The 15,340-nt window shown below is 36.7% G+C and carries 8 protein-coding genes; 4 read left to right on the top strand and 4 right to left on the bottom strand.

Features of this window, described 5'->3' with window-relative positions; translation table 11 throughout:
• Window positions 1-46: 46 nt before the first annotated feature.
• The 3 genes from pnp to BGC7_RS08340 form a co-directional block, all read right to left on the bottom strand.
• Complete coding sequence (gene pnp / locus BGC7_RS08350) at window positions 47-2,209, bottom strand: polyribonucleotide nucleotidyltransferase (RefSeq protein ID WP_050701188.1); 2,163 nt, start codon at window positions 2,207-2,209, stop codon at window positions 47-49.
• A gap of 121 nt (window positions 2,210-2,330) precedes the next feature.
• Entirely contained in the window at window positions 2,331-3,257 is a 927-nt protein-coding gene (locus BGC7_RS08345; protein ID WP_050701130.1) for an endonuclease/exonuclease/phosphatase family protein, read from the bottom strand.
• Between the two features lie 377 nt (window positions 3,258-3,634).
• Complete coding sequence (locus BGC7_RS08340) at window positions 3,635-4,831, bottom strand: glycoside hydrolase family 76 protein (RefSeq protein ID WP_050701129.1); 1,197 nt, start codon at window positions 4,829-4,831, stop codon at window positions 3,635-3,637.
• A 286-nt stretch (window positions 4,832-5,117) separates the two neighbouring features.
• Here BGC7_RS08340 and BGC7_RS08335 point away from each other — a divergent pair, with 286 nt between their 5' ends.
• A complete protein-coding gene (locus BGC7_RS08335) occupies window positions 5,118-9,143 on the top strand; it encodes a hybrid sensor histidine kinase/response regulator transcription factor (protein ID WP_050701128.1) in 4,026 nt (1,341 codons plus the stop codon).
• 12 nt (window positions 9,144-9,155) lie between these two features.
• Here the strand turns inward: BGC7_RS08335 and BGC7_RS08330 are convergent, their stop codons facing one another.
• Complete coding sequence (locus BGC7_RS08330; protein ID WP_050701127.1) at window positions 9,156-9,752, bottom strand: MarC family protein; 597 nt, start codon at window positions 9,750-9,752, stop codon at window positions 9,156-9,158.
• A gap of 135 nt (window positions 9,753-9,887) precedes the next feature.
• On the opposite strand from BGC7_RS08330, the gene tsaE reads away from it, so the two are divergent.
• From tsaE to BGC7_RS08315, 3 genes are all read left to right on the top strand, one after another.
• Window positions 9,888-10,304 carry a tRNA (adenosine(37)-N6)-threonylcarbamoyltransferase complex ATPase subunit type 1 TsaE gene (gene tsaE / locus BGC7_RS08325; protein ID WP_050701126.1) on the top strand — a complete coding sequence of 139 codons (417 nt, stop codon included), beginning with the start codon at window positions 9,888-9,890 and terminating at the stop codon, window positions 10,302-10,304.
• Between the two features lie 145 nt (window positions 10,305-10,449).
• Window positions 10,450-12,087, top strand: a complete 1,638-nt coding sequence (locus BGC7_RS08320; protein ID WP_050701125.1) for a DUF6377 domain-containing protein — start codon at window positions 10,450-10,452, stop codon at window positions 12,085-12,087.
• Between the two features lie 224 nt (window positions 12,088-12,311).
• Window positions 12,312-15,335 carry a SusC/RagA family TonB-linked outer membrane protein gene (locus BGC7_RS08315; RefSeq protein ID WP_050701124.1) on the top strand — a complete coding sequence of 1,008 codons (3,024 nt, stop codon included), beginning with the start codon at window positions 12,312-12,314 and terminating at the stop codon, window positions 15,333-15,335.
• The last annotated feature ends 5 nt before the right edge of the window (window positions 15,336-15,340 follow it).

Genomic DNA, 15,340 nt, shown 5'->3' with positions numbered 1-15,340 from the left:
CGGTTCTGTTTTCAGACCGCTCACTTTTTAATTAGTATATAGTTGATTAATTACCTGCGTCATTGTTTTTCTGAAGAGGCTTTTCCGGTCTTGGAGGACGAGGAAGAAGCGCTTTTCGTGACAACTTTAATTTACCTGTTTTAGGATCAATGTCAATTAATTTTACTTCTATTTCATCACCTTCTTTCAATCCCGATTTTTCCATATCCTCGATACGATCCCAAGATATTTCAGAGATATGCAACAATCCGTCTTTTCCCGGAAGGAACTCGCAGAATGCTCCGTATGGCATTATCGAACGAACTTTAGCTACATAAACCTCTCCCACTTCAGGAACAGCAACAATACCTTTAATCTTGGCTACAGCAGCCTCTATAGACTGTCTGTTGGTTGCAGAAACTTCAACACGTCCGTAACCATCTATTTCTTCGATAGTAACTGTAGCACCTGTTTCTTCCTGAATACCTTGTATGATCTTTCCTCCAGGGCCAATTACAGCTCCGATGAATTCTTTATTGATAATGATAACTTCAATACGAGGAGCGTTATCTTTCAAATCAGGACGTGGTTCAGCTAGTGTCTCCTGAACTTTATCCATAATGTGAAGGCGCCCTGCCTTTGCCTGATTCAATGCTTTTTCAAGAATTTCGTATGACAAACCGTCAACCTTGATGTCCATCTGAGTAGCAGTGATACCATCTCTTGTTCCACAAACTTTAAAGTCCATATCTCCAAGGTGATCTTCATCTCCAAGTATATCTGAAAGTACTGCATAGTTAGTACCTTTCTTTTCAGAAATAAGCCCCATTGCAATACCTGTTACAGGTTTCTTAATTTTAACCCCTGCATCCATCAACGCCAATGTACCTGCACAAACAGTAGCCATAGAAGACGAACCGTTTGATTCAAGAATATCGGAAACCACACGGATAACATACGGGTAGTTGGCCGGGATCATTGGTTTAAGTGCCCGGTGAGCAAGATTACCATGTCCAATCTCACGACGACCTACGCCACGTTGTGGACGAGCATCTCCTGTAGAGAATGGCGGAAAGTTATAATGAAGAAGGAATCTGTCTCTACCATTATTAAGTACATCGTCAATGATTTTTTCATCTAGTTTTGTACCTAATGTAACAGTTGTCAGCGACTGAGTTTCTCCACGGGTAAAAACAGCTGAGCCATGTGCTCCCGGCAAATAATCTACCTCACTCCAAATAGGACGTATTTCGGTAGTAGAACGGCCATCAAGACGTTTACCCTCATCAAGGATAGAACGACGCATTGCTTCTTTTTCTACATCGTGGTAATAGCGAGAAATCAAAGATGATTTTTCTGCTAATACCTCTTCTGTCAGTCCTGCTTTATATTCATCGACAATAGCCGCAAAGTTATCGCCACGTTCATGTTTGTTAGTATTACATGATGTAGCTACTGCATAAGCCTTATCGTAGCATTTTGCCCAAACGTCTTTTTTCAGTTCTTCATCATTTACTTCGTGACTGTATTCACGTTTTACAGTTTTGCCAACAGCTTCCATCAATTCGATCTGAGCCTGGCACTGTACTTTGATAGCTTCGTGTGCAACCTTGATAGCTTCGAGCATTTCATCTTCCGAAACCTCTTTCATCTCACCTTCTACCATCATAATATTATCGATAGTAGCTCCTACCATAATATCCATATCGGCCTGCGCCAATTGTTCGAAAGTAGGGTTAACAATAAATTGTCCATCAATACGGGCAACCCTCACTTCCGAGATAGGGCCGTTGAATGGCACGTCAGAAACAGCCAATGCTGCCGATGCTGCAAGACCAGCCAATGCATCAGGCATATCTTTACCATCAGATGAAAACAATATAACATTCACAAATACTTCGGCATGATAATCGTCCGGAAATAACGGGCGAAGAGCACGGTCTACCAAACGACATACCAATATTTCATAATCAGAAGCACGTCCTTCCCTACGTTGAAAACCACCCGGGAAACGGCCAAATGCAGCAAATTTTTCTTTATACTCTACCTGTAAAGGCATAAAATCAACGTCCGGTTTAGCATCTTTTGCCGCAGTAACTGTAGCCAGCAACATAGTGTCTCCCATGCGTACCATTACAGCCCCATCGGCTTGTTTCGCTAATTTTCCGGTTTCAATGGTGATAGTCCTTCCATCACCTAAATCGATACTCTTTGTAATCGGATTCATCATAAATATTTTTTCTAAACTTTTTAAATCGCCCAAAGGTAAGCAAAGTTTTTGAAAATTAGGACTATGGATATAGTAATTCTACCGAATAAAGACGTAAGAATAACCACAGGCAGATTATTGTTTACTTTTTCCTTTTAGCAACATCTAGAATTACTTTAAGAGGAAAATGATCTGAAGGAATACGCGCTTCAAATTTTTGCAAAGATACTTCTTTTGGGAAATTGCCCGATTGAAATTTCTCTCCTGAGCTTTGCTCCGAGCGGTAAGTATCTGTCAGTATTCCATATCTCTCAACAGATACTCCTTTACTAACAAATACATGATCAATCCGACTATCAGTTTTAAGGTTAGGATCAAAGTTATTGAAAGTTCCATTCAATGCGTAACGGATTCCGGCTATTTCGTACGAGTCGGACAAAATGTTGGAATTGGCCAGCAGTCTGTAGCTTTCGTGTGTTTGGTCAACGTTGAAGTCCCCTGTAAGGATAACAATATCTTTAGTACTACACATATCTTCTATTTTTTGCAATACCAGCTTGGCACTTTCCTCTCTGGCTTTCACTCCTACATGATCCATATGAAGATTGAAAAACCATATTTTCTTTTTACTATCTTTATCTTTTAGCTCTACCCATGTGCATATCCGAGGCAATGCTGCATCCCAGCCTTTGTTGGGATAATCGGTATTTTCTGATAGCCAAAAATTCCCTGTTTGTAATACTTTAAATTTATCTTTCTTATAAAATATGGGAGCATATTCTCCTTTTGTTTTCCCATCATCACGCCCTATTCCTACGTATGTATATTCGGGTAAGTTTGCCAACAGGTCTTCTAATTGCCCATGCAACACTTCCTGCATTCCGATTATATCAAAATCATTGAAAGTAATCAGCTGGCTTATTACAGGACAACGCAGATACCAGCCATTTCCATTTACCGAATCCGATTTGTTATTATTTCGGATATTGTACGATGCTACCGTCAATTTTTGTGCATTCAATACGCCCGATATAGCTATCAGGATAAGGACATAAAAAATTCTTTTCATATATTTTAGTTTAAAAAAAATCGGCAAATTATTAAATGACTTTTGGTAATTAATAATTGCCGATATGTTTACAAATTTAAATCGTTTTTATTCCAATTCTTCTCCCCACAACTCAATATCTGTTGAGGCGAAAAAAACAGAATATACGGCAAAACAGGAAATAATCCCCAATGCAACAATCAGTGTAAATAAAATGCTCATGGTTCTGGTTGTAATTTAGATTTAGCTTTAGCTTAGTAAGTCTTCTGTGTACTCATATATCAATTTCGTAATTCTAAATTATATTATTATTTTGAAATAATATTATTTACATAGTTAAAATGAAGAACTTACTTCAATTTTGTTGCATTTTAATGAATATTAACCAAGACACAGGGCTATTTCTTCATTTTCACCATTGCTATTCTTGCATACATTTCTACCATAGCAGCCTGAGTGAGTAACCATTTGCTGTCATCTTTTACTACTCCACTCCAGTCAGTATTGAAAAGTCCGTTTTCATCACGCATTTTATCCCATGCATAGTTCAGATTAAGATAAAAAGTGTCAATATAAACAGGATTTTTATCCAGATAAAACAGTTCAATAAAACCTCTTAGCATAACTGCTGTAAACCATATATCACGTTTTTTTAACAAGCGAAACTTATTTCCATCAGGCGTTTCGAATTCATCGAAGAAGTGAGAGTAAGAAGACTCTGCTATTTTCTGAGCATCTAAAAGATAAGATTTCTCCTTGGTGAGTTTATATAATAATGCAGCCGCTTGTATCATTTGCCCACTATTATAAGAGTATTTTGCTTTATCTACTTTGCCTTCGAGATTTATATTATCAAAGTATAAATTATCGACACTATCCCTCAAGTTCTTATATGTCCATTCATACAAAGACTTCCCTTGCTCAAAAAACAAGCTATCACCTGTCGCCTCGAACAATTTAAGTGCATATACAGCACCCGGAGCATTGGAACATCCATTTTTACTTGTCTTCTTTTGCTCACACCAGTAGATTCCTCCGCCTAATTTTTCATCTGTTCCGCTTTCAATAAATTTCCATATAAGTTTAGCCTTATCAAGATACTTTACCTCTTTGGTTATCATATATGTATCTGTAAAGTCAATCCCTAACCAAATATTGTCATCATAGAACCGATCCGACTCTGACGCTGTATTTATATAAGAAGCATAGGCTGCGGGAGTTCGTTTAGTGTCAAAATACTTTTCTAACCCTTCTAACACCTGATCATCTAGCAAACTATGATAATTTTTATTGCCTGTAGCTTCTAATAATGCATTAACAGCAGAAAATGTTCCGGAATAAGGCCAAAGGAAAGAGTATTGATTTGGCTCGTTATGTTGCTCCGAGGCGAGATAGGTTGCTTTATGATTTTCGTTGAATGGAAAAGTTTCGCGAAGAAGTTTACCATCTGTTACAGAGTAGTATTTATAAAGCGAATCGAGAGTCGATTCTGCACGTATTATTTCTTTTTCCTGAGAGTCTTGTTGTTTCGTTGTTCCGCAATTATAAAACAGTAATGAGCAAATCGCTATTGCAACTGTATTATTCCATTTCATAAACGACTTTGGTTTGGTGATTAGACAAATGTTATTTTCAGAAACAAATATAAAATGTATTTTTCAAAAAAACGCATAAGCATTCCTTATTTAGGTTTATGGCATATATGTTAACTATATTGTCGCAAACATTAATAATCAGCAACAATCCTGTAAATCTTTTATCAGAGGGGTTTTAGACAGCTTATTTATAAAAGATTTACGACGTTTGTTAATTTTATCTGTGAATGATATTCTGTATTCTATTTTACTTATATTTGTTAAGAATCTTGCCAAAAACATATCAATGAAAAAACATCATTCAGCTCTCTTACTTTTTCTTAGCTTTTTCATCAGTCTATCTCTGAAAGCATATAATCTGAAGCAAATTACAAACAGAGACAATCTATCTAACAACTCTATAACATCTCTCTGCCAGGATCATACAGGGCTCTTATGGATCGGAACCTGCGATGGGCTGGACATGTATAACGGGAGGAGTGTAACTGCTTATAAGCCGAAAGATAATAACAACATTCTGTCGGGTAATGTTATTGATCACATTATAGAAACCGATGACGGAGTACTATGGGTACAAACTTATTACGGACTAAATAAATATGATAAGAAAACGAACTCACTGGAGCATTTCGACATGTTCAATAAAGTCCTTTTCATCGAAAAAGATTCACATAACAATCTCTTCATTATTCAAGGAGACAATAGTATTTATTATTATCTGAAAGAAGAAAACCGTTTTGAAAAAATAGATATTCCTAATTTGGTATTCAATGATATACTGAATTTCTTTATATATGAGGATAAAATCTGGATTTTTATTAAGAATGGTCATAGTCTTTGTTTTAGTATCCAGACAGAGAATAAGAATTTACGTCTGAAGAAGGAAGAGGATTATATTCATGGAAGAACAGTCTTGTACAGTTTTAATGAAGAAGATGTTGTTTTCTATGTCGATAGCGATTTCCATCTTTACGAGCTCGATCCTAAGACCAGACAAACGGTTTTCATTGCAGATATACGAAAACAAATACAAGAAAACGGAATTGTGGCATCTATAATAAAATTCCATGAAGACTATTTCATAGGCTTCAAAACAAATGGTCTATTTGTATTAAGAAAAACCTCCAAACAGGAGAAAGGATACTCTGCAGAGAAGATACCTATTAATTGTGGAATATTCACTTTGATAGAAGACAAACATCAGGATATAGTCTGGATAGGAACTGATGGGCAAGGTGTATATTCTTATTCTAACAACTCGTACTCCATCCGTTCTACTCTATTTAACGATTTTTCATTAAGAATGTCTCGTCCGGTAAGGGCTATGTACATTGACGACGAAAAAACTTTATGGATCGGCAGCAAAGGAGATGGGATTCTTAAAATATATGATTATGGCATAAGTAAGAATGTACTCGATTGCAAAATGGAAAATCTCACAATTAGCAATAGCCACCTGAAAGACAACTCAGTATACTCTTTTGCACAAAGTAAACGTCCCATTTTATGGATAGGAAATGAAGAAGGGCTTAATTACTACTCGTATGCCGACAAATCAATAAAAAGCATCTCCTTGCTTCACAATGGGCTTGAAATTAAATATATACACGACATATATGAACAGGATTCGATACTCTGGCTTGCCAGCGTGGGAATGGGAGCCATTAAAGCTCAAATAGTATGGAATGGCAATACGCCTTCATTGAAAGTTCTGAATCGGTTTGTAAGAAGTGATGGAGACATTTCGTCAAACTATTTTTTCGCATTATATCCCGAAAATGACAAGTATATCTGGTTTGCCAACAGAGGAGGAGGAGTTTTTAAAATAAACACCAATACTTTTGGAGTAGAGCCTGTTAAATTCCCTGACAACATAGGAAATAAAACTATCAATGAAGTCTTCTCTATAACAAAAGACCAGCTTGGGGATTATCTTATAGGGACTAGTTTTGGGCTTATTAAATATAAATCTGATAAAGATTATGAAGTTCTAAATACGACAAATGGGTTCCCGAACAACACAATACACTGCATACTCCGAGGAAATAATGACGACTTTTGGTTGAGTACCAATAGGGGAGTTATTAACTATAATCCGAAAGATGGAACATTTAAAACATACGAATCTTCGGATGGATTGAATGTTTTCGAGTTCAGTGATGGTGCTGCATTTCGCGATGAGAAGACAGGTACATTATTTTTTGGCGGAATCAATGGGTTTATATCCATTAAAGAAAACAATTACCAGATGAAAGAGTATATGCCAGCAATTAATTTCGATCATCTGACCATTTTAGGGAGAAACTACAATATAATGGATTTCCTTTCCCATAAAAAAGAGTCGGATATATTGACTCTGGATTATGGGCAAAACTTTTTTTCTCTATCTTTTGTTGCAATAGACTATCTCAATGGAAATAATTATACATACTTCTATAAGTTAGAAGGATTGAACGATCAATGGATAGATAACGGCAATTCGAATACAGTTTCATTTACAAATTTTAACCCTGGGGAATATACCTTACTTGTAAAATACTATAATAGGGCAAATAGTAAAGAAAGCCTTGTCTATTCTATCAAAATAAATATTCTACCACCATGGTATCAGTCTACATTAGCCTATCTCATCTACTTCATTTTAGCTCTTATTACCATAGCTCTTATCATAAAATGGATAATGATAAAGAACAGAAAAAAGCAGATACGCATACTTCGAAAAATGGAGCAACAACACAAAGAAGATATTTACGAATCTAAACTGCGATTTTTCACGAACATCGCTCACGAGTTTTGTACTCCATTAACATTGATATATGGACCTTGCAATCAAATTCTGACACACAAGAATGTAGACAAATTTGTTTCCCGCTATACACAAGTAATTCAACAAAATGCCCAACGACTCAATACGCTTATCCTAGATCTGATAGAGTTTCGCCGTGTAGAAACAGGATATAAAAAACCTAAAATAGAAAAGATAGACGCTTCAGAAGTTGCAAATCAGGTTATTGATCTTTTCTCTGAGATGGCAGAAAACCGCAATGTAAAGATGGAAAAAGACATTCCTGATTTTACAGAATGGAATTCCGACAAAGAATTTATTATCACCATAATGACCAATCTTATTTCCAATGCGTTGAAGTACACAACAAACAATGGAAATATCAAGGTACGGTTACAGTTAATTGAAAACAGTCTCAATCTTATCATATCCAATACCGGCAAAGGAATGAAAGAAGAAGATATTAAGAAAATATTTGACAGATACAGTATCCTCGACAATTTCGAAAATCAGGAACGTTCCAACTTATGGTCACGCAACGGCTTAGGGCTTGCCATATCGTATAGTATGGTTAATCTACTTGGAGGAAATATAAGCGTAGAAAGTCTTATTGGCGAATGGACACATTTTTCCGTACAGCTACCTTGGCAAGAAGCAAATACAGAAGGAGTAGCAGAAGTTCAACTATCACAGATTAAACCGATGAAAGCTGAAAACAATATAATAACCTCTTTGCCAAAATACACATTTAATGAAACAAAACCAACAATACTAATCATTGATGACGAATTGGAAATGCTTTGGTTTATTAGTGAAGTGTTTGCCGACGATTTTAATGTAATGTGCGCAGACAGACCTTCCGAAGCATTAGAAATCTTAAAAGACATACATCCTGACATTATACTTTGCGATGTTATGATGTCAGGAATGGACGGTATAAGTTTTACTAAAGAGCTAAAATCTAATAGCGAAACAGCTCACATCCCTCTCATCCTTATATCCGCGAAACACGAAGTAGACGAACAGATAGAAGGAATTAATGCAGGAGCAGAATTGTATATAACAAAACCGTTCAATGTAGATTATCTGAAGACTTCTGTAAAGCAACTTATTACACGCAAAGAAGCTCTGAAGGATTACTTTTCTTCCCCTTTGAGTGCTTTTGAGCTAGCTAACGGAAAACTAACGCATAAAGAACATAAAAAACTAATCAAGAATATATTTGATATCATCAATAAGAATATCCGGAACAAAGACCTGTCCGTTAATTTTATTGCCATGAAAATGAATATGAGCACACGCAACTTGTACCGCAAAATGGAAGAAATAAACGATGTAAGCATAGCGGATATGATACGAGACAGCAGACTATATGTTGCCGAAGATTTACTCGTGAAATCGAAACTGACAATTGATGAAATTATCTTTAAATCGGGCTTTGCCAACCGTGTCAGTTTTTTCAAGGCTTTCTCGAAAAAATATGGCTGTACTCCAAAAGAATACAGAGACAAGAATAGTCTCGAATAGTTTTTGTTACTTTTATTGTAGGCTCGCCAGTAGTGTATTTATATTAGCTGTAAACAGTCGGACAGCTATGGCCATCAGGATTATACCAAAAAATTTACGCATTACATAAACGCCACTGACACCGACCAAACGTTCTACAACATTGAGGTATTTAAGAACAAGAAATACTATCACCATGTTTAAGAACAAGGCAATAATTATATTAAGCACTGAAAATTCAGCCCGCATAGACAATAGGGCGGTGAAAGTTCCGGGGCCGGCTATTAATGGAAATACAATAGGAACCAGCGTCCGAGAGCCTCCGGGAGCATCATTTTTAAAGATTTCTACTCCAAAAATCATCTCTATGGAAATAATGAATATTACGAGAGCCCCTGCTACAGCAAAAGAAGACACATCGACATTAAAAAGTTTCAGCACCCAGTCTCCGATAAAAAGAAAGGCTGTCATTATGACAAATGCGTATACAGCCGCCTGCATAGGATTCACATCACGCCCTTCACCCTTAAAATTAAGAAATATAGGTACAGATCCGAGTACATCAATTAAGACGAACAGGACAACAAAAGCACTTAAAATCTGAGTGAAACTGATAAAACCGACATCCATAGTATTACTTTTTGGAGATTATAACAAAGGTAAATATTTTTTAGTTCAGTAAACAATACATTAACGAAGTATCTTTTTAATTAAAATACTAAATAAGAAAGAAAGCATTAGCTTATCTTTACAAAAAAAAGACCAATGAATATAAAAATAAATTCCCTATCAGAAATAGATAAGGCAGCCATTGAGTTCATTAAAGCAATGGGAGACAATACAGTATTTGCTTTTCATGGCGAAATGGGAGCAGGCAAAACAACTCTGATAAAAGCAATTTGCGAAAATCTAGGTGTTTCGGATGTAATCAATAGTCCTACATTTGCCATAGTCAATGAATATCGCTCCGATAGCGGGGAACTTATCTATCACTTCGATTTTTACCGTATCAACAAGATTGAAGAAGCATTCGATTTTGGCTACGAAGATTATTTTTACAGTGGTAGTCTGTGCTTTATAGAATGGCCGGAAAAGATAGAGAGCCTTCTGCCCAAAGATACAGTAAATGTACATATTAAGGTTTTAGAAGACGGTAGTCGGGAAGCTTGTCTGGATCTTTAAGCTAATTAGTAGGCAAAGAGGTCGTCTGCAAAGATAGTTATTCTGTCAAGTCTTCTTTTATCCAAAGGTTAAAACCAGCAACAGAGCGATAGTAATCTTCCTGATTATTATAACTTTGTATTCTAACCATACAAGATCTCAATTTATGAAGAAAATCCTCATAGTTTTTATATTAACAATTATCAGTTTGAACTCATTTTCAAATATAGAAAGTGACACCACTCTGATTAATTTATATAAACTTCTGGATAACAAAGATATATTTGTTCACGAGAAAGAGAAAAAGATTACTGAAATAAAAAAGATGCTCGAAACGCCCAACATCAACGACGGGCAGAAGTATGATATAAATATAAAGCTGTATAATGAATATAAAACATTCAGATCCGATTCGGCAATATACTTTGTAAAAGAAAATCTGAATATTGCCAACAAACAGAGAGACAACGACCGAATAGCAGAGTCGAAGCTCACATTAGCCTCACTATTTGCAGTGGCTGGCCGATATATCGAAGCTGTAGATTTGCTAAAGGAAATGAATAGCACCGATCTGCCCGAACGTTTGTTGGTAAACTATTATGATACATACAAACTTCTATACAGTTATTATTCCTACAACAACCCCAGCGAATATACTAAAAAGAGTGATCTTTATCGAGATTCTCTATTGAGTGTACTAAATCCTCAATCAAATCATTATCAGATTGTTTTTGCCGAAAAGCTATATGATTCCAACAGACTGAATGAAGCGAAAAATATACTACTCGACTTATTAAATAAATCGGAAACTGAAGACCACGAGAGGGCGGTTTTAGCTTATGCCTTGGCCAATATATATAAGAAAGAAGGAAATACTCTACTCGAGAAAAAGTACTTTGCTGTATCGGCTACCTGCGACATAAAAAATACAATAAAAGAAAACGCCTCGATGCAGGCTTTAGCCTCCGTCCTCTATCAGACAGAAGATATAGAACATGCATACAGATGTATTAAATCCTCGATGGAAGATGCTATGTTTTGCAACGCACGGCTGAGAGCTTATGAAGTATCTAAAATATTTCCTATTATAGATTCTGCATATCAGGATAAAATAACCAAGCAAAAGGAAGAACTACAAATATTCTTGGTTTTGGTAAGTATTTTATCTCTATTTCTCATTATAGCTGTAGTATACGTCTACCTTCAGATGAAGCGTTTGTCACGTATCAGAAGAGAGCTTTACAGAACCAATGTGAAACTTAACGAACTGAATACCGATCTACAAAGTAGCAACAACCAACTAAAAGACCTGAATCTGGAGCTTTCGGAAGCTAATAAAATAAAAGAAACATATATAGGGCATTTCCTCGACCTATGCTCGATGTACATTAGCAAGCTAGAAAAGTATCAGAATACTCTCAATAAAAAAGCAGTGGAGAAAAAGCTCGACGAATTGTACAAGATGTTGAAATCCCATGATATGATAGACAACGAGTTGAAAGAACTATTTGAAAATTTTGACAATATATTTCTACATCTTTACCCTAATTTTGTCGAAGAGTTCAATTCACTTCTTATCAAAGAAGAGCGCTTTATACTTAAGACAAACGAATTATTAAACACAGAACTACGCATCTTTGCCCTCATTCGCTTGGGAATTACCGACAGCTCTAAAATTGCTAACTTCTTACATTATTCTGCCAATACAATTTACAATTACCGGACGAGAGTAAGAAATAAGGCTGCTGTTCCACGAGAAGAGTTTGAATCGCTCGTAATGAGAATAGGTGCTATCTCTAAATAGAAGAGAATAAGATTCCATATACTCAGTCCACTTTTTAAAGCGCCTGCAAAGCACATAATAACCACATAATAAAACAATTAAGCAAAAACAATATCTATATTTTCTCTATATAGAGTTTTTCTTCTTTGAGATGTAGAATATTTTTGTGAGCGTAGGTTAAAAAGTCTTCCAACTTGTTAAAGCCTCACTATAAATCTGTATTACTTAATTTTAAATTGGATACCATGACAAATGAAAAATTTAAGACATGCCTGTATCGTATATGTATAATATTCGCATGCTTGCTGTTTCACCTGAATCTCCTGGCTCAGGATCAGAAAAAAATCACAGGTACAATATTAGATGAAAGCGGACTTTCCGTCATCGGGGCTTCTGTGGTTGTAAAAAACACAACAATAGGTACTGTTACGGACGTGGACGGGAAATTTGTATTAGACGTTCCTATAAATTCGACCATTGTAGTTTCATATATTGGTTTTATCTCTCAAGAATTATCTGTTGTCTCAGCTTCTAACTTTCAGATCACACTGAAAGAAAATTCCAAGATGTTGGATGAAATAGTGGTAATAGGTTATGGTGTGATGAAAAAGAGTGACCTCACAGGCTCTGTTTCTTCGGTAGGAGCTAAAGCTATGCAGGATAAGCCTGTAGCTAATATTGGAGAGGCTATGCAAGGACGGGCTGCCGGAGTACAGGTTGTAAATTCCGGAGAACCGGGAAGCAACGTTACATTCCGCATCAGAGGTACAGGCACAATCAATAGCAGCGATCCGCTACTGGTAATAGACGGAGTACCTACCGACCTGTCTTTAAGCGCATTGAATCAAAACGATGTAGAGACAATAGACATTCTGAAAGATGCATCAGCTACAGCAATTTATGGATCGAGAGGAGCAAACGGAGTAATCCTTATTACCACTAAAAAGGGGAAATCAGGTGATGGTACTATTTCATTCGGCGCAAATTATGGAATTCAGCATGTAACGAGTGTTCCTGAAATGCTGAACGCATCACAGTTCGCTTCATTGCACAACGAAATGATGAAGAATAATGGACAAGCACAACGTCCTGATTTTGCTGACCCAACTGAACTAGGTAAGGGCACCGACTGGATGGATGCGCTTTTCAGAACTGCCGCTATGCAAAACTATACAGCATCCTACTCGGGAGGAACCGACAAGAGTAACTATTATGTATCTGCGGGTGTACTCAATCAGGATGGTATCATCATCAACACATCATACAAACGCTATACTGTGCAGATGAATAGTGAAACAAAATTGCGTCCATGGCTTAAACTGGGTAACAATCTCACACTTAGCCATGATACAAAAAGGAAAGGGTCGTTCAATGTACGCGAAACAATGGCTGCATTACCTACTCAATCCATCGTAGAAGAAGATGGAACATATAGCGGACCCGGATCGGAAGGGAAATGGTATGGAGATCTGCGCAACCCTATAGGAACTGCAACTATCAATAAAGAACAAACCAAAGGTTATAATGTACTGGGCAATGTATATGCTGAAATAAGCCTTTTCGACAAACTAATATTCAAGTCTTTGGGAGGTATTGATTTCAAATTTTGGGATAAAAGAAATTTCTATCCTAAATATGAATGGAAACCGATAGCTTCTCCACGCTCAGAACTATATGAAGAATCTCACAAAAGCCTTACTTATCTGTGGGATAATACACTCACCTATATGGATACATTCAACGAAAAGCACAGCCTCAACCTGATGGTAGGATCAAGTGCCCAAAACAATGTATACAATAATATGACAGCAAGTAAGAAAGAATTTCTTACCGATTCGAACAACCAGTTGAACAATGGATTGTTAGACCCTCTGGCTGGGGGAACAATGAAAGACTGGGCTCTGTTATCGTTTATGGGTAGAGCAAACTATACATTCGACAACAAATATTTACTGACAGCAACTGTTCGTAGAGACGGAACTTCGCGTATAGCAAAAAAGAATCGTTGGGGAACATTCCCTTCATTCTCTGCCGCATGGCGTATCTCGGAAGAATCTTTTTATAAAAAGAATAATATTGTAGGAGACATCAAGCTGAGAGCCGGATATGGAGTAACAGGTAATCAGAATGATTTGGACGAGTATGCACACATTACCCGTCTGAAAACAGGACAATATGTATTTGGAGGTACAGCCGTATCAACCCTATATCCGTTTATAATGCCTAGCCCTGACATCAAATGGGAAACGGTGAAGCAAAGCAATATAGGAGTCGATTTCAGTCTATTGAAACAACGCATCAACGTTACATTCGACACTTATATAAAAAAGACAACTGACATGCTTGTAAAAATGGCAGTTCCTATAACAACAGGTTATTCAGACATCGAAGTTCCTAAAATTAATGCAGGAAAGGTAAAAAACACAGGATGGGAATTAACCATTTCATCGCAAAATATAAGAGGCGCATTTGAATGGAATACAGACATGAATGTTTCTTTCAACAAAAATAAAGTAGAAGAGCTTAATGGTGGAGCTCCAATGTATTTCAGAGAAATCAATCTGTCCACTTTCAGTAAAGTAAATGTAAACGGACAGCCTATCGGTTCTTTCTATGGCTATGTAACAGACGGACTGTTTCAGAACTGGAATGAGGTTAATAACTATGCATACCAGTTTCAAGGTAGCGATCCGGCTAAAAGCACATCACCGGGAGATATAAGATTCAAAGACCTTGATAACAATGGCGTAATAAATGATAACGACCGCACCTTTATAGGTAACCCTACACCGGAATGGACTTTCTCTATCAATAATAGTTTTGCATACAAGAATTTCGATCTACAAATATTCTTTCAAGGAGTAGCAGGAAACGACATATTGAATGCAAACAAAATGTGGCAGGAAAGTATGTCTATTGTAGAAAATCAGACTGTAAAAGTATTAGACCGTTGGACTGGGGAAGGGACCAGCAATAGTGTACCACGTGCAGTATTCAGCGATCCTAACCAAAACAGCCGAATTTCGACTCGCTTTATTGAAGACGGATCATACATCCGCCTAAAAAATCTGACATTAGGTTATACCCTACCCCAAGCAATCTCACGCAAAGCATTTATAAATAATGCCCGACTCTATGTTTCATGTCAAAACTTATTTACTCTCACCAAGTATTCAGGATTTGATCCTGAGGTAAATGTAGACGGAGTAGACTTAAGCACATATCCTCTTACCCGCACAATAAGTTTTGGAGTAAATCTCAATTTCTAATCTAC

It is taken from the genome of Dysgonomonas sp. BGC7, from assembly GCF_001261735.1.
GTDB lineage: Bacteria > Bacteroidota > Bacteroidia > Bacteroidales > Dysgonomonadaceae > Dysgonomonas.
This window is presented reverse-complemented; position numbering and strand designations above follow the sequence as displayed.

Excerpts from the sequence above, each read along its gene's own strand:
- BGC7_RS08335 (WP_050701128.1), top strand. The coding sequence starts at position 5,118 with ATGAAAAAACATCATTCAGCTCTCTTACTTTTTCTTAGCTTTTTCATC.
- BGC7_RS08330 (WP_050701127.1), bottom strand. The coding sequence starts at position 9,752 with ATGGATGTCGGTTTTATCAGTTTCACTCAGATTTTAAGTGCTTTTGTT.
- BGC7_RS08315 (WP_050701124.1), top strand. The coding sequence starts at position 12,312 with ATGACAAATGAAAAATTTAAGACATGCCTGTATCGTATATGTATAATA.
- tsaE (WP_050701126.1), top strand. The coding sequence starts at position 9,888 with ATGAATATAAAAATAAATTCCCTATCAGAAATAGATAAGGCAGCCATT.
- BGC7_RS08320 (WP_050701125.1), top strand. The coding sequence starts at position 10,450 with ATGAAGAAAATCCTCATAGTTTTTATATTAACAATTATCAGTTTGAAC.
- BGC7_RS08340 (WP_050701129.1), bottom strand. The coding sequence starts at position 4,831 with ATGAAATGGAATAATACAGTTGCAATAGCGATTTGCTCATTACTGTTT.
- pnp (WP_050701188.1), bottom strand. The coding sequence starts at position 2,209 with ATGATGAATCCGATTACAAAGAGTATCGATTTAGGTGATGGAAGGACT.
- BGC7_RS08345 (WP_050701130.1), bottom strand. The coding sequence starts at position 3,257 with ATGAAAAGAATTTTTTATGTCCTTATCCTGATAGCTATATCGGGCGTA.